We start from the raw sequence: 16,225 nt of genomic DNA, 5'->3' as shown, positions 1-16,225 counted from the left end.
TTCTCCATCCCATTCCAATCCGACTACGGAGATTCGAGTCGTGAACGACATGTTAAAGAATATCCTGCTCTGGGTGGTCATCGCCGTCGTGCTGATGTCCGTCTTCAACAACTTCGGGTCCCGTAAATCGGTCGATTCCAGCATGTCCTATTCGCAGTTCATCGCGGCGGTGAATGAAGGACAGGTCAAGTCGGTGACGATCGACGGGCAGAACGTGCGCGGCATGCTGGGTACGGGTGAGAAATTCTCGACCTACAACCCGGAAGACCCGCACCTGATCGACGACCTGCTCAAGAACCACGTGGAGATCAAGGCGCAGCCGCCGGAGTCGCAGTCGCTCCTGATGCAAATCTTCATCTCCTGGTTCCCCATGCTGCTGCTGGTGGCGGTATGGATATTCTTCATGCGCCAGATGCAGGGCGGCGCGGGCGGCCGGGGGGCGATGTCCTTCGGCAAGAGCAAGGCACGGCTGATCGAAGAAGATCAGGTCAAGGTGACCTTCGCCGATGTGGCGGGTGCCGACGAGGCCAAGGAGGACGTAGCCGAGATGGTCGATTTCCTCAAGGATCCGAGCAAGTTCCAGAAACTGGGCGGCAAGATCCCGCGCGGCGCGCTCATGGTCGGCCCGCCGGGCACCGGCAAGACGCTGCTGGCACGGGCCATTGCCGGCGAGGCGCGGGTGCCGTTCTTCTCGATATCGGGTTCGGATTTCGTGGAAATGTTCGTCGGGGTGGGCGCGTCGCGCGTGCGTGACATGTTCGAACAGGCCAAGAAGCACGCTCCCTGTATCATCTTCATCGACGAAATCGATGCGGTCGGCCGTCACCGCGGTGCGGGTCTGGGCGGCGGGCATGACGAGCGCGAGCAGACCCTGAACCAGCTGCTGGTCGAGATGGACGGTTTCGAAGGCACCGAAGGCATCATCGTGATCGCCGCGACCAACCGCCCCGACGTGCTCGATCCCGCGCTGCTGCGGCCGGGCCGGTTCGACCGCCAGATCGTGGTGGGGCTGCCGGACGTCCGCGGCCGTGAGCAGATCCTCAAGGTCCACATGAAACGCGTGCCACTGGCTGACGACGTGGAAGCGAAGTATCTGGCACGGGGCACGCCCGGTTTCTCGGGGGCCGATCTGGCCAACCTCGTCAACGAGGCCGCCCTGTTCGCCGCCCGCAAAAACAAGCGGGTCGTGGAAATGGAGGATTTCGAGAAGGCCAAGGACAAGATCCTCATGGGCGTCGAGCGCAAGTCCATGGTCATGAGCGATGAGGAAAAGAAGCTCACGGCCTACCACGAAGCCGGCCATGCCATCGTTGGCTTGATGGTCCCCGAGCATGACCCCGTGTACAAGGTCAGCATCATGCCACGCGGCCGCGCCCTTGGCATCACGATGTTCCTGCCGGAGCGTGACACCTACAGCGCCAGCAAGCAGAAACTGGAGAGCCAGATTTCCAGCCTGTTCGGCGGCCGGCTGGCCGAGGAGATCGTGTTCGGTCGTGAGCACGTCACCACCGGTGCCCAGAACGACATCGAACGTGCCACCAATTTGGCGCGGAACATGGTGACGCGCTGGGGGCTCTCGGAGCGGCTGGGGCCGCTGGCTTACAGCGAGGAGGAGGGCGAGGTCTTCCTGGGGCGGTCCGTGACCAAGCACAAGAGCGTATCGGAGGAGACGGCGCACCTGATCGACGAGGAGATCCGCTCGATCATCGACCGTAACTACGAGCGCGCCGAGCGTATCCTCCGGGAAAATATGGATAAGATGCACCTCATGGCCGAAGCGCTGATCAAATATGAAACCATAGACCGTCTGCAGATCGCCGACATCATGGAAGGCAGGTCCCCCAGGGTTCCCCAGAGCTGGGAGGACAATACGCCTCCCGGTAGCGGCGAGTCGGCATCGAAGGGTGGCGATCAGCCGGTATCGGGGTCCTTCGGCAAACCGGCGGAGCAGACCTGAGTTTTCGGGCCGCACAGGCTTTCGAACCCCTGGCGGGCGCAGTCTGCCAGGGGTTTTCTATTGTCCGCGATTTCGCTAGTTTTCTTGAGGACGTCAGAATTGGGGGAGGAAGCAGTGAAGAAAGAGTATTTCGGGACCGACGGAATTCGCGGCAGGGTGGGTGATTACCCGATCACTCCGGATTTCATGCTCAAGCTCGGGTGGGCGGCGGGCTGCGTCTTCGCCCGGGAGATGCCGGGCCGGCGTGTCCTGATCGGCAAGGATACCCGGATTTCCGGATACATGTTCGAATCGGCTTTGGAAGCCGGCTTTTCCGCCGCCGGCGTCGATACGCAACTACTCGGCCCGATGCCGACCCCGGCGGTCGCTTATCTGACCCGCACCCTCCGCGCCCAGGCGGGCGTGGTGATCAGCGCTTCACACAACCCTTATTACGACAACGGCATCAAGTTTTTCGGGCCGGACGGCATGAAGCTGCCCGACGAACTGGAACTGTTGATCGAAGACTATCTGGGCAGGCCCATGACCACTGTGGAGTGTTCGCACATCGGCAAGGCGACCCGCATCGTGGACGCGGCGGGGCGCTATATCGAGTTTTGCAAGAGCACGATTCCCCTGGGTATGCATTTTTCCGGAATGAAAATCGTGGTGGACTGCGCCCACGGATCGACCTACCACGTCGCTCCCGACGTGTTCTCGGAACTGAGAGCGACCGTGAGTACCCTCGGGGTCGCGCCGGACGGTCTCAACATCAACGATCGCGTCGGCGCCACGGATCCTGAAAACCTTCGCCAGACGGTGCTCGAGGAAAATGCCGATCTGGGCATAGCGCTGGATGGAGACGGCGATCGGCTGATCATGGTCGACCACCGGGGGGAGGTCGTCGACGGCGACGAACTGCTGTTCGTCATCGCCAATGCCCGGCACGCCGAAGGCGAACTGAAGGGTTCCGTGGTGGGAACCCTGATGAGCAATCTCGGCCTGGAGCAGGCGATACGGCGCCTGGGCCTGGAATTCAGGCGGGCCGCGGTCGGCGACCGCTACGTGATGGAAATGATGCTCGAACACGGCAGCATGCTCGGCGGCGAAGGGTCGGGACACATCATTTGCCGCGACCGCACCACCACGGGGGACGGCATCGTCTCCGCCCTGCAAGTCCTGGCGGAGATCGTCCGCAGCGGAAAAACCCTGCACGAACTGAAGCAGGGCATGAGGAAATATCCCCAGCGGCTGGTCAACGTGCGGCTGGCGGAACGGGTCAGTCTGGCTTCGGTGCCGCTGGTCCAGAAAGTGAAGGCCGAGGTGGAGGCGGAGTTGGGCGATTCGGGACGCGTACTGTTGCGCCCGTCGGGCACGGAGCCCTTGATCCGGGTGATGGTCGAAGGAGCGGACGAGGGCCAGGTCCGCGAGCTCGCCGACCGGTTGGCGGGAGCCGTGGCCCGGGCGTTTTCCGCCTGAAGCGTGTGCCGGCCAGGCTCGTTTCCGACTTATGCCATTGAACGGAAAGGGGACATTCCCTGTATCACGAGTCGGTCGGCTTCCCGTCCTCGCGCTGCATCTTTGCTACAATCGGGTGCGCAGCGCGGAGTCCGGCTGCCGGCCGTGTCAGCGATCCGGCCGACCATTCCCTCCTTTCCGACGATTCTAGGAGTGTTCCCATGGCTGGTGTCCTGCTTCGCTCCGGCCGCCTGAAGCACTTTTTGCCCCTGGGTGCCACCGGCCAGCCGGTCTACCGCGCGGCTTCGCAATTGCGGGCCGCGATTCGGCGGCAGCTCGGCCAGGAGGCGGCGGATTACTTCGCCGTGCCGGTCCAGGACGAGAAGGGGGATACCCTGGATTGGTATTCCGCATTCGATGGAGACGTGGTGCCCTGGACGTCGGCGACTCCGGAGGAGCGCGGCCCGGCCAGGGCCAGCCTGTTGGCGGCGCGCGAGCGCCTGCTGGAGAAGAGCCGGGCGCTGCAGGCGTCGGAGGACGGCGAGCAGCAGGTTTTTGGCAAGCTGCTGGCGCTGGCGACGCGTATTCCCGGGGAGGATCATGTGTATCTCGTCGGGGGGCGGCCGGTCATGACGTTCTGGGGCTTCGCCCAGCGCGAGGAGGTTTCGGAGCGTGACGTGCTGGCCAGCCTCGACGTAAGCGGCATCTCGGCATCGGCGGCGCGTTTCGAGGCGGGGCCGGGCAAGATTCCACCGATGCCTGGGCGCCGGCGCTGGTGGCACTGGCTGTTGTTGCCGCTGCTGCTTCTGGTGGGACTCCTCTTGTTCGGCTTGAAGAATTGCGGGCCGGACGGTCTGTCCGGGTTCGTCCGGCAAGAGCCTACGCCGAGCCCGCTTCCGCTGGAAAGGGAAGGGGATGTCATCCCCGACGTATCTCCCAGTCCCGATGCAAAGGAGGAAAGTGGGGAAAAGAGCCGCAGCGACGTCGCCGCCTTCGGTGAGCGAATCGACCGGAGCGGGCGCCAGGACCGGGACACGGTGAGCGTGAAGCGCTCGGTGGAGGGTTCCCGGACCGTCGTGGACTCCACGCAAGTGGATCAAAGCCCGGAAGGGGCGACCGATACCGAGAACTGGGACACGTCAGCCGCGATGCCGCCGGAGAGTGCGGCTGACGCGGCCGAAAGCACGTCAGTCTCCGAGGCCGCGTCTGCCCACACCGACGTGGCTGGGACCGGATCGCCTGGCGACGATAAGCCGCAACCGGATCCCGGCAGCGGAGGACAAACCGCCGAGGGCCAGCCGGCCGACGAAGCCGCGCAATCCGCCGAAGATAAATCAGCAGCGAAAACCGAACCACCTGCTGAGGCTCCGTCCGAAAAAGCCATTTCCAAGGCTGGAGCCAACGCGAGGACTTCCGGCGCGCCGCTGACGATCCCCAAGGAGGCAGCCAGGAAGGGCTCTACCGACTTCCTGAACGGCCAGTGGCAGTCCGTCACCGGTCTGCAGGACAGCTCCGGCAATCCGATTCGGCTCGAATACGATTTCAAGGGCAAGGATGGCATGGCCCGGCTGAAGCGTTCGGTCGGCGGCAAGGAGATGGAATGCACCGCGCCGGTGACTTCCAGTTTCAGCGGATCCAGGCTGGTGATCGACCAGGCCGGCGACATCCGCTGTCCCGACGGCAGCAGCATCCAGCGCTCCAAGGTGGAATGCACCACCGACCCGCAAGGCCATGCGGTGTGCAAGGGCAGGAATCCGGACGGTTCCGATTACAAGGTCCGGATCACCAAGAAATAGCGGAAGGAGCGGGGAAGCGGAATGCTGAGCGAATTGGTGGAATTCGCCGAGAACGCCACGCTGATCATGCGTAGCGGGGTCCAGTTCATGGATTTCGGCCTGACGCTGGACCTGCGCCGGGAGCCGCCCGGCGAGTTTGCCCTGCAGAGCGGCCGGCGCTCGCTGGCGCGGCTGGAATGGGACGAGCGGCGTGAGCGCCACGTGCATCCGGGTGATCCGGTGCTGGTGGTCAAACCCAGGTTCAGCGTGAGCGTCGATGAGTCCATCAAACTGCTGGATGGCTGCTGGCTGCCGCTGCCCGTGCTGCGAGCCGGTCCCCAGCGCCGCTTCGACCAGGGGCCCACCACCTGGGCCCGTGGCCGCATCGTCAGACTCGGCGAAGGCGAAGACCTGCGCGGTCACACTCACCGCCTGACACTGGCCTTCGACACCCAGGTACTGGAGGCGCGTGCGGCCACGGCTTATCTGGCGCCGACCCACGCCGACGTGCAGACCGGCGCCAGTTTCCAGCTTGCCTACCGGGCGCACGAGATGGGCTGGTATCCGGAACTGCCCTGGGTCGACGAATGGCTGGCGGAAGTGTTCCGCGACGAGGCGGCGGAGCGGTTGAAGCTGCCGGCCGAAGACGTCGACAGCGAGATCGAACAGCTCAGCCATCACGCCCATTACCTCAATTTTCTGTACCTGATCGGTGTACGGGCCAACATCCCGGAAATCCGGGTGCGCAGCAACGCGCCGGACGACATCTATGCGCCGATCCCGGTGGATCTGGTGCTGGACGTCGGCAATTCCCGGACCTGTGGCATCCTGGTCGAGGAGCACCCCCAGCAGCACGATGGCCTGAAGAACCGCTACGAACTCACCATCCGCGACTTGTCCGAGCCGCACAAGGTCTATCACGAACCCTTCGAGAGCCGGGCGGAATTCGCCCAGGCATTGCTGGGCAAGGAGCACCTGGCCTGCAAGAGCGGGCGCAACGATGCCTTCGTCTGGCCGACCATCGCCCGGGTCGGGCGGGAGGCGGCGCGGCTGGCCAATCACCGCCGCGGCACCGAAGGCTCGACCGGGCTGTCCAGCCCCAAGCGCTACCTCTGGGACGAGGACCGTTACGAGCCCGGCTGGCGCTTCAACGTCGCCTACAGCCGCGAGGAGATCGAACCGCACGCCACGGGGGCGCCGTTCAGTAACCTGATCAACGAGCGCGGCGAAGCCCTGCACGAACTGCCGGAGGCCGAGCGGATGCCGGTGTTCGTGCCCAAATATTCGCGCAGCTCCTTGATGTGCTTCTTCCTGGCCGAAATCCTGGTCCACGCCCTCGGGCAGATCAACAGCCCGGCCCAGCGGATCAAACAGGGCGATCCGGAAAAGCCCCGGCACCTGCGTTCCATCATCATCACCGTGCCGCCGTCCATGCCCAAGCCGGAGCGGCGGATCTTCGCCGCGCGTTTGCGCCAGGCCATGGCGCTGGTGTGGAAGGCGTTGGGCTGGCAGCCGGAGGACGACGGCATCGACGCGGTGGACGCGGCAGGCAACTCCACCGCCTGGCCGCGCTTCCCGGTGATCCATACCGAATGGGATGAGGCGACTTGCGCCCAGGCGGTCTACCTGTTCAGTGAAATCCACGAGCATTTCGGCGGGCGGCCGGAGGAGTTTTTCCGCATCCTGCGCCGCAGCGGTGTGGATCGTGGGGACCAGACGATCACGGTGGCCTCGATCGACATCGGCGGTGGCACTACGGACCTGGTGGTGGCCGACTACCGGCTGGACCATGGCCAGGGCGCCAACGTCTACATCCTGCCGGAGCAGCGGTTCCGCGACGGCTTCAAGGTGGCTGGCGACGATCTGCTGCTGGAGACGGTGCAGAGGATGATCGTGCCGGCGATCGAGGTGGCGCTGCTCGAGTACGGTGTGGCCGATCCCGCATCCTTGCTGTCCCAGCTCATCGGCGCCGAGACCCTGTCGGTGCAGGACCGTACCTCGCGTCAGCGGCTGGCCCTGGAGGTGTTCTATCCGCTGGGCCTGAAGCTGTTGCATGCCTATGAGCGTTTCGATCCGGCTCTGCCGGCGGAGTCGCATGGCTTCAGGATCGGCGAACTGCTGGTGGGGGATGACCGTCCCTCCGAGCACGTAGTGCGGCATTTCGCGTTGGGGGTAAAGCGGTCGGTTGGTGCCAGGGACAAGGATTTCGATCTGCTCGAAGTAACGATCCCTTTCGATCTGCACCGGCTGCACCGGCTGTTCCTGGAGGACCGGTTCGAGATCTGCAAGACCGTCCGGGCGCTGTGCGAGATCGTCCACCTCTATCACTGCGACGTTCTGCTGTTGAGCGGGCGGCCCTCCTGCATGCCGGGCATCCTGGCGCTGTTCCGCCGCCTGCTGCCCTTGCCGCCGGACCGGATCGTCCCGCTGGCAGGGTTCCGCGCCGGGGTCTGGTATCCCTTCCACCGCGACGGCCGGATCGGCGACCCCAAGACCACGGCGGTGGTCGGGGCGATGATCTGCAAAGTCGGCGGCGCCCGCCGCATCCCCAACTTCAACTTCCTGGCCCATGCCTACAAGGTGTATTCCACCGTCCGCCACCTGGGGCTGATCGACCAGAACCTCGTACTGCGGGACGCCGACGTGTATTACCGTGACGTCAATCTGGACGACGAGAACTACGAGCTTCCGGAGCAGCCGTTCGAGATGCGCGCCCGGATGATCCTGGGGTTCAGGCAGCTCGCCTCCGAGCGCTGGCCGGCGACGCCGCTGTACGTGCTGGACCTGAGCGAACGCGCCAAGCAGCTCCTCGCCAGCGCCGACCGCACCGCGCCCGCCGTGATCCAGATCGCTCTCAAACTGGACCGCAAGAAAGGCGCGGGGCCCGAGAGCTTCAGCGTGGCCTCCGCCGTCACCAGCCAGGGCACCGCCCTCAACCCGTCGCGCGACATCGTGCTCAAGCTCAACACCCTGACCACCGTCGGCATCGGCGAGAGCAGCTATTGGCTGGACACGGGCAGCATCATCCGTTAAGGGCATGCACATGACGACTTGGGATGACAAGACGCTGAGCGAGCGTTGCGAGGCGATTTTCCGGGGTGCGGGGGATGCGCTGGACTGGGTGGCGGAGGTGCGCACCAACGCCCAGCGGCTGGACCGGGAGGGCGACGGTCTGATCGAGAAGCTCCGGCGTTCGCGCAACCTGTGCCGGCGCCTGGGCGCTGCGGCCAAGCGTCCGTTTTCCGCCGGGGTGTTTGGCATGTCGCAGGCCGGCAAGTCGTATCTGATTTCCACCCTGGCGCGTTCCGCCGAGGGCGATCTGCAGACGCTGCTGGACGGCAGGCGGGTCGATTTCATCGGCCATCTGAATCCGCCCGGCGGCGGCAAGGAGGCGACGGGGCTGGTGACGCGCTTCACCCGCGAGCCCAGCGCCGCGCCGCAGGGATTCCCGGTCGAGCTGACCCTGTTTTCCGAGGCCGATATCGCCAAGATCCTGGGCAACAGCTTCTTCAACGACTTCGACCGGGAGCGGGTGAGCTTCGACACCGATCCGGAAAAACTCCGCGCCCTGCTGGGATGGCTGGAACCCTTGGCCCAGCCCGAGCCGACCGGGGGCCTGAGCGCCGACGAGATCATCGATCTCATCGATTACTTCGAGCGCCGCTTCGAGAAATCCTTCGCGCCCTTGCGCGCCGACTACTGGCCCAGGGTGATCGAACTCGCGCCGCGGCTGCGGACCGAGCACCGGGCGGAACTGCTGTCGGTGCTGTGGGGCGGAATTCCCGACCTGACCCGCGCCTATCGCCTGCTGGCCGAGGCCCTGGCGCGGATGTCGCACGCCGGCACCGTGTTCGTGCCGCTGGCCGCGCTGGTGTCCGAGACCGGGGGCGAGCCGGCCTGGCGGGCGGACAGCATCCTCAACGTGGACGTGCTGGACGGGCTCGGCAAGGAGGGCGGCGAAAGCCTGAAGGTCCTGCCCCAGCGTGAGGGCCAGGTCTTGGCCGAGGCAGAGGTGTCGCGTCCGGTGCTGGCGGCGCTGACGGCGGAGCTGCGCTTCGTGCTGGCCGACGCCCCGGCGATCGGCCTGCTGGAAGAGGTCGATCTGCTGGACTTCCCCGGCTACCGCGGCCGGCTGGACATCGCCGACCTGGAGGAGGTGCGCAAGCGCCTCAAGCGCGAGGACGCCGACCCGGCGGCGCAGCTCATGCTGCGGGCCAAGGTCGCCTATCTGTTCGAGCGCTACACCGAAGACCAGGAGATGAACGTGCTCCTGATGTGCACCCGCTGCGACAGCCAGATCGAGGTCACCTCGCTGGCGCCGGCCCTGTCCGCCTGGGTCCACGCTACGCAGGGCGAGACGCCGGCCGACCGCGGCGCCCGTCCGCCCGGGCTGGTCTGGGTGGTCACCCAGCTCGACCGCCGGCTGGAAGCCAAGCCGGGCCAGACTGCCGCCCAGCAGCAACAGGAATGGGCCAACATGGTCCACATCACGCTGCTGGAGCGTTTCTCCCAGTGCGACTGGCTGCACGAATGGAGCGAGGGCAAGCCGTTCGACAACGTCTTCATGGTGCGCAAGCCCGGCATGCTGCGCAGCGCGTTCAAGGTCGATGCCGATGGGGTGGAAACCGATTTCCTGTCGGAGGAGGAGCGCCAAAGGCTGGCCGGGCAGCGCGAGTTTTTCGTGGGTAACGAATCGGTGCAGCGCCATGTCCGCGATGCCGGCGCGGCCTGGGATGCGGTGCTGGGCGTCAATGACGGCGGCATGACCCGGCTGGCCGAATATCTGCGCACCGTTTGTCTGCGCGAAACGAAATGGAACCGGATCGGCGAGCAGCTGGTCAAGATCCAGCAGGAAATCGGCGAACACCGGCTGCTGCCGTATTTCCAGGCCGAGGGTGCGAGTGAGGTCGAAAGGAAGAAGCGCTGTGCCGAACGGTTCTACCAGGCGGTGGTCGAGTCCCCGGATGGCTTCGGCGAATTGCTCCATCGCCTGCATCCCGCTGCGGAGCAGCTGCGGCGGCTGTACCTCACGGCAGACGACGCCGGCGGGAAGGGCGAAGCCGAGACTGCCAGGCCCGCACCGGCACGCCGCGGCCTCATCAACCTGCCCGTGGCGAAAACCGCCGGGCCGGTGCCGGAGCGTGGCGGGCGCGCAGAGAATTTCGCCAGAGCGGTGATATCGGCCTGGATACTTCAGCTCCGGGCTTTGCCGGAGCAGGCCGACTTGCTACGCTATTTGGGGCTGGGCGAGGAGGCAGTGCGTATCGTCAGTGACGAACTGGTCACCGGCGGTGACCGGCTGCAACTCGAGCGGAAACTGGTGGAAGCGTTGCGTCCGCTGGAAGAGATGCGGGGTACCACCCGCATCGGCATCGTCGATCAGCAGGTGATGGTGGTGCGGCGGGTCATCGGCGAATTCGTCGACCTGTTGGGATGGGCCGAAGTACCCTTGGGCGCCCGGCCGGAATCGCCGATGGGTGGGCGCCGACTGTTCGAACCGCCGGCGGCGATCGCGGCGGCCGCCTTGCCTCGGCTCAGCGTGGAAGAGCTGAATTATCCGGCAGCCTTCATCGTCGATTGGTTGGAAGCCTTCCGCAGACTAGCGTTGGACAATGCCGGGCATAGCGCCGGCCGCGAGATCACGCCGGAACAGAATCTGCGTCTGGGCGAAATCCTGGCGACCCTCGGCGTCGTAGCCGGGCATTGAGAGAGACGGTGATCACGATCAGATGCGAACTGGTCAACGACCCGGGTAGGGGTCCCGGCCATGGGCTGATCCGCATCGGCGGGCTGGAGCAAACCGCAGGCCGGCTGGAATTCTGTCTGGAGCGTAACCAGGGCTCGGCGCCTTTTCTGGGGCCGGACGGGATTTGGCAGGCTCAGGAATTCTGGCATGGGGTGGGCTCGGAGGCTGGGCCCGATTCTGCGGTTGCAGGCACACAGCCCCAACCCTTCTCCCAAGGGGAGAAGGGAGCCGATCCCTCTTCTTTTTCCACGGTTCGGGAAATGGCAGCCGAAGCCCGGTCTTCGCATCCTTTTCCCTCTGGGACAAAACCGCCGGGAGCGGTTCTGGTTGAGCAGAGCTCACCCGAAGGGTTTCGGGCAGGATGGCCCGAAAACGAAAAGTGGCCCGAAGGGCCGGATGAGGGGGAAAAGCCGCATGGCGCCGATACGCCATCCATGGGCAAGGGGACCCTCCAGTCCATCCCCCGCCAAATCCCGGTCGGCCCCGAAATCGTCGACCCCATCGTCAGCCAGCCCCCCAGCGTGGTGTTCCGCCTGACCCTGTCGGCGGACGGCGCCCGCTACCCTTGCGTCCTGCGGATTCAGCGGCCTTTGCTCGGTTCCGGCGCATATTTCGAGGCCAAGCCGGCTCCCGCGACCCAAGCGGAGCCTGAACCGGTCCCGGAGCCCGTGCCGGTTCCCGAACCCGAGCCGATTCCTGCGCCGGCACCGTCGCCCGAGCCGGTTCCGCCGCCTGTTCCCCGTCCGTCGCGCGGCCTCTGGCTCGGATTCGCCCTGCTACTGGCGCTGGCCGGCGCGGGCGCCTGGGCCTGGTGGGACTGCCGCATACCGGCGCTGCCGGGACCGCAGTGTCAAACCGCCGCGCCGAAGACGGAGCAGAACGCCGAGGCGCAGCCTGTTTCACCTCCCCAGCATTGCACCGGCCTCAGCGCCGAGGATTGCCTGGCGGCGGCGCAGAAGCGTCTGGCCGCACGCCAGCCGGATGCTGCCCGCCAGTTGTTCCAGGAAGCCGCCGAGCTCGGGGCACCCAAGGCCTATATCGAGCTGGGACGGATGTACGATCCGGACACCTGGTCCGCCGAAACAAGCCCCGCGGCGAACGCCGACTGGGAGACCGCGGCTTACTGGTACGACGAGGCGGCCCGCACCGGAGACCGGGACGGTAGGCTGGGGGCGGGGCGGCTGTATTGCCGTAATACCCAGGACCCGGCCTTCCTGTCCCACGCCCTGGAACTGTTGAGGAAGGCCGTCGCGGAAGCGCCGGGTGATGCGGCGGCGGAGGCAGTGTTGAAGGAATGCGAGGAGAAGGCGAAATGAAACTGCGCTTGAGGGTATTCGGTTTCGTCACCGTTCTGTTCATGGCGCCGGCCTTCGGCGCCGAGCCCCTGCTGATGCCCGGCAAGAAGACCCTCTACCAGCGCGTCCTGACCCGCCCCGGCGCCCGCATCGTGCCCAATCCGGGGAAGACCGACGGCAAGCCCGCGGCGGCGCTGTCGCGCTACTATGTCTACGAGCGGGAAACCCTGGACGGCAGGGAATGGCTGCAGGTCGGCGGCGATTCCCGCGGCAGGATCGACGGTTGGCTGGACGCCGCCCAGAGCGTGCCGTGGAACCAGCAGCTGACGCTGGCGTTCACGAATCCGGCCAACCGTTCCAGGGCGCTGCTGTTCGAGAAGAAGGAGGGCGTGCTGGAGGTGCTCAAGTCTGCCGATCCCGGTGCCATGGCCGCCTCCATCCTGAAGACGGTGGAATCCGGCAAGCCCGATCCTCGGCTGATTTCGGTGGAACCCCAGGAATACGTCGATCCGGCCAAGAAGTTCTACCTGCTGCCCATCCTGCAGGCGGAGGAGCTGACCTCGCCGCGCAACGTACGGGTGTTGGAGGTCGCCTCGGTCACCGCCAAGCGTGGCGAATCCTCGCCCGCGGAAACCCGGCGCGAGGTCCCGGACGCGCCTTCGGTGCTGCGCAATTTCAGCGCCGCGGTGGTGTTCGTGATCGATTCGACCATATCCATGGGGCCCTACATCGACCGTACCCGCGAGGCGGTGCGCCGGGTCTACACCAGGATCGAGAAAGCCGGCCTGGCGGATCAGGTGCGCTTCGGGCTGGTCGCCTTCCGTTCCAGCACCCAGGCCGTGCCGGGGCTGGAATACGTCTCCAAGGTCTACGCCGACCCCAGCGAAGTGAAGACCGGCAAGGACTTTCTCGCCAAGGTCGCGAGCCTCAGCCCGGCCAAGGTGTCGAGCTCCACCTTCGACGAGGACAGCTATGCCGGAATCATGACCGCGCTGCAAAAGATCAAATGGAGCGGATTCGGCGGGCGTTATGTGGTCCTCATCACCGATGCCGGCGCCATCGACGGCAACGATCCGCTGTCCCAGACCAAGCTGGGGGCGGACCAGGTCCGCATCGAGGCTGAACAGCTCGGCGTGGCCTTGTTCGGTCTACACCTGAAGACGCCCGCCGGCAAGGCCGACCATGCGAAAGCCACGGCGCAATACAAGGTGCTGACCCAGAACCAGGTCGCCGGCCGGCCGTTGTATTACGACGTCGAATCCGGCGACGTGGGCAGGTTCGGGAAGATCGTCGATTCGCTGGCCGACACCATGGCCAAGCTGGTGGAAGGGGCCTCGCAGGGCCGGATGGTGGCCGGCAGTGTGCGCACCGCGGCGGGCGCCAAACCGAAGGACGAGAGCGAACGGATCACCAGCGACGCCCTGCTGCTGGGCCACGCGATGCAGCTGGCCTATCTCGGCCGGGAGAAGGGCACGCAGGCGCCCGATCTGTTCCAGGCCTGGCTGTGCGACCGCGACTACGCCCATCCCGAGCTGGCCGCCACCGAAGTGCGGGTGCTGCTGACCAAGAACGAACTGAGCAATCTCAGCCAGACCGTCAAGCTCATCCTCGACCAGGGCGAGAAGTCGCAGGAAACCACCGGCACGGCCGCCTTCTTCGATCTGCTGCGGTCCTCGGCCGCGCATCTGGTGCGCGATCCCGCCAAGCTGGCCGACCCCAAGGCCCGCAAGCTGGCCGAACTGGGCCTGCTCGGCGAATACCTGGAAGGCTTGCCGTACAAGAGCGCGGTGATGAACCTGACTTCCGATCAATGGGAGCAATGGAGCCAGCGGCAGCAGGAGGACTTCCTCGACGGCCTCCGCCGCAAGCTGCGGCATTACCAGATCTACCACGACGACGCCGACCGCTGGGTGATGCTGGACGGCTCGAACGACCCCAGCGAAGCGGTCTATCCGGTGCCTATCGGCGCCTTGCCGTGACCTCCCTGCTGGAACTCGCGGGCGTGGAACGGCGCCGGGGCGAAGGCGAGGGGGCTTTCACGCTGGAGGTCGGGGAATTGTCCCTGCGTGCAGGCGACTGTCTGGCCGTCACCGGCCCCAGCGGCTCCGGCAAGAGTACCTTGCTCGACCTGCTGGGGCTGGTGCTGTGCCCGGATCGGGCAGAGGTGTTCCGGTTTCTCGATCGAGACGTGGCCGCGCTATGGCGGTCCGGCGGAGACGGTGGGCTCGCCGCCCTGCGCTCGAGGCACCTGGGGTATGTCCTGCAGACTGGCGGTCTGCTGCCTTTCCTCGACTTGCGGGAGAACGTCGAGCTGTCGCGCCGCCTGCTGGGGTTGGGGCCTGACTCGTTGACCGGCGAGCTGCTGGCTCGCCTGGGACTGACACACCTCAAGGCCAAAAAACCCCGCGCCCTTTCGGTCGGTGAGCGCCAGCGGGCCGCCATTGCTCGCGCCTTCGCCCACCGGCCCGCCCTGGTGCTGGCGGACGAACCCACCGCCGCGCTCGATCCATCCCTGGCCCTGGAAGTCTGCCGCCTGATGCGGGAGCTGGCGGCGGAATTCGGCATCGCCCTGGTGATCGTTTCCCACGACTGGGCGCTGGTCCGCCGGCTGCGACTGCCGGAGCTCCGCGTCGTCCCGCAAGCCGGCACTTCAGGATGCCGCAGCCGCCTGGAAGGGGTGAGCGATGCGTGATGCCGTGCGCCAATTGCGCAGTGTCGCGGAGCTTGCCTGTCGAGACCTGCTCCACGAATGGCGGGTCTCGCTCTGCCTGGCGCTGGCGATCGCCGCCGTGCTGGCGCCCTTGCTGGTGCTGTTCGGCCTGAAGTCCGGCATCGTCGATACCCTGACGGCGCAGATGAAATCGGATCCGCGCAACCTCGAGATCGTCTGGCGGCTGAACGGTTCACTGGACCGCGATTGGCTGGAACGGCTGCGCGCGAATCCGCGAGTCGGCTTCGCCGTGCCCAGCACCCGCACCCTCGCCGCCACCCTGGATCTTGCCGCCGCCGACGGGAAGGGTCTGGAGGATGTCGACCTGATGCCTACGGATGCGGGCGATCCGCTGTTCGGCGTCGAGGATGCAGTTCCGCAAGGGCTGGGCGCGCTGGCTTTGACCCACGAAGCGGCAGACAAACTCGGCGTTTCGGCCGGCATGAGCGTGGAAGGCGTGGTCTACCGCAATCTCCACCAGCAGCGGCAGGTGTTGAGGCTGTCGCTGCGGGTGAGCGCGGTGCTGGCCGAATCCGTTCATTCCGGCTGGGGTGCGTTCGTGTCCTTACCCCTCTTGGAAGCCCTGGAGCATTACCGCGACGGTTACGCCGTGCCCGAGCTGGGCGTCGCCGACGGGGCGTCTCCCACCTCCGGTGCGTCCCGCTACGCCCGGCTCCGGCTCTATGCGCGCAGTCTGGAAGCCGTGCCGGGGCTGGCCGAATCGCTGCGCGCCCAAGGCTACGACGTTTCCACCCGCAGCAAGGACATCGAACTGGTCAAGAACATCGACCACGCCCTGAGCTTCCTGTTCCGCCTGATCGCCGGAGGCGGGATCGCCGGCTGCGTGCTGTCGCTGGGTGCCAGCCTCTGGGCCAGCGTCGAGCGCAAGCGGCGCGACCTGGCGCTGCTGCGCCTGGTCGGCATCCGCAATACCGTGCTTGCCGGCTTCCCCGCCATCCAGGCCGCAGGCGTCGCCGCGGCTGGAATCGCGCTGGCGTTCGCCGCCTATTTCGCGGCAGCCGAGGCGATAAACCGGACCTTCCGGGCGGATCTGAGCCGGGAAGAGTTCGTATGCCGTCTGCTGCCGAATGACGGAGTGACGGCCGCTTTTCTGACCGAAAGCCTGGCCGTTCTGGCTGCACTGATCGCCGTGGCGGCCGTGCTGCGGATCGAACCGGGGGAGAGCCTGCGGGAGAACTAACCGTGCTTCGGCAACACCGGATAGCCGGCCAAATCAAGGACTATTGGCGGCCGGTCCGGCGCGTTAAACTTGGATTGGCACAGACCGCAAACCCTCTCTCACCG

Annotated in this window: 9 protein-coding genes; all 9 read left to right on the top strand. The window is 66.0% G+C overall.

Annotated features, from left to right (window positions below):
* Positions 1–49: 49 nt before the first annotated feature.
* The 9 genes from ftsH (at position 50) to ACSHWJ_RS03900 (ending at position 16,121) form a co-directional block, all read left to right on the top strand.
* On the top strand, positions 50–1,957 hold the full coding sequence (ftsH, locus tag ACSHWJ_RS03940) for an ATP-dependent zinc metalloprotease FtsH (RefSeq protein ID WP_187148265.1): 1,908 nt from the start codon (positions 50–52) through the stop codon (positions 1,955–1,957).
* Positions 1,958–2,071: 114 nt separating this feature from the next.
* The gene (glmM, locus tag ACSHWJ_RS03935) at positions 2,072–3,415 is read left to right on the top strand and encodes a phosphoglucosamine mutase (RefSeq protein WP_010961099.1); all 1,344 of its coding nucleotides are present in this window, start codon (positions 2,072–2,074) and stop codon (positions 3,413–3,415) included.
* A gap of 200 nt (positions 3,416–3,615) precedes the next feature.
* Entirely contained in the window at positions 3,616–5,190 is a 1,575-nt protein-coding gene (locus ACSHWJ_RS03930; RefSeq protein WP_010961098.1) for an SrfA family protein, read from the top strand.
* A gap of 21 nt (positions 5,191–5,211) precedes the next feature.
* Positions 5,212–8,202 carry a virulence factor SrfB gene (locus ACSHWJ_RS03925; protein WP_432539486.1) on the top strand — a complete coding sequence of 997 codons (2,991 nt, stop codon included), beginning with the start codon at positions 5,212–5,214 and terminating at the stop codon, positions 8,200–8,202.
* A gap of 10 nt (positions 8,203–8,212) precedes the next feature.
* Positions 8,213–10,876, top strand: a complete 2,664-nt coding sequence (locus ACSHWJ_RS03920) for a putative virulence factor (protein WP_432539487.1) — start codon at positions 8,213–8,215, stop codon at positions 10,874–10,876.
* An 8-nt stretch (positions 10,877–10,884) separates the two neighbouring features.
* Positions 10,885–12,231 (top strand): tetratricopeptide repeat protein, encoded by a 1,347-nt coding sequence (locus ACSHWJ_RS03915; RefSeq protein WP_435920142.1) that lies wholly within the window; start codon positions 10,885–10,887, stop codon positions 12,229–12,231.
* Positions 12,228–14,189, top strand: coding sequence for a vWA domain-containing protein (locus tag ACSHWJ_RS03910; protein WP_432539489.1), 1,962 nt, complete (start codon positions 12,228–12,230; stop codon positions 14,187–14,189). The genes ACSHWJ_RS03915 and ACSHWJ_RS03910 overlap by 4 nt, the downstream gene beginning before the upstream one ends.
* On the top strand, positions 14,186–14,902 hold the full coding sequence (locus tag ACSHWJ_RS03905) for an ABC transporter ATP-binding protein (protein WP_010961093.1): 717 nt from the start codon (positions 14,186–14,188) through the stop codon (positions 14,900–14,902). Before ACSHWJ_RS03910 ends, ACSHWJ_RS03905 begins: the two co-directional genes overlap by 4 nt.
* Positions 14,895–16,121, top strand: coding sequence for an FtsX-like permease family protein (locus ACSHWJ_RS03900; RefSeq protein WP_432539490.1), 1,227 nt, complete (start codon positions 14,895–14,897; stop codon positions 16,119–16,121). The genes ACSHWJ_RS03905 and ACSHWJ_RS03900 overlap by 8 nt, the downstream gene beginning before the upstream one ends.
* Positions 16,122–16,225: the final 104 nt, after the last annotated feature.

The sequence above is a fragment of the Methylococcus sp. S1M genome (assembly GCF_051295855.1).
Lineage (GTDB): Bacteria > Pseudomonadota > Gammaproteobacteria > Methylococcales > Methylococcaceae > Methylococcus > Methylococcus capsulatus.
This window is presented reverse-complemented; position numbering and strand designations above follow the sequence as displayed.

What these genes read in the sequence shown, in the direction of transcription:
- ftsH (WP_187148265.1), top strand. Translation starts at nt 50, where the DNA reads ATGTTAAAGAATATCCTGCTCTGGGTGGTCATCGCCGTCGTGCTGATG.
- ACSHWJ_RS03930 (WP_010961098.1), top strand. Translation starts at nt 3,616, where the DNA reads ATGGCTGGTGTCCTGCTTCGCTCCGGCCGCCTGAAGCACTTTTTGCCC.
- ACSHWJ_RS03925 (WP_432539486.1), top strand. Translation starts at nt 5,212, where the DNA reads ATGCTGAGCGAATTGGTGGAATTCGCCGAGAACGCCACGCTGATCATG.
- ACSHWJ_RS03920 (WP_432539487.1), top strand. Translation starts at nt 8,213, where the DNA reads ATGACGACTTGGGATGACAAGACGCTGAGCGAGCGTTGCGAGGCGATT.
- ACSHWJ_RS03910 (WP_432539489.1), top strand. Translation starts at nt 12,228, where the DNA reads ATGAAACTGCGCTTGAGGGTATTCGGTTTCGTCACCGTTCTGTTCATG.
- ACSHWJ_RS03900 (WP_432539490.1), top strand. Translation starts at nt 14,895, where the DNA reads ATGCGTGATGCCGTGCGCCAATTGCGCAGTGTCGCGGAGCTTGCCTGT.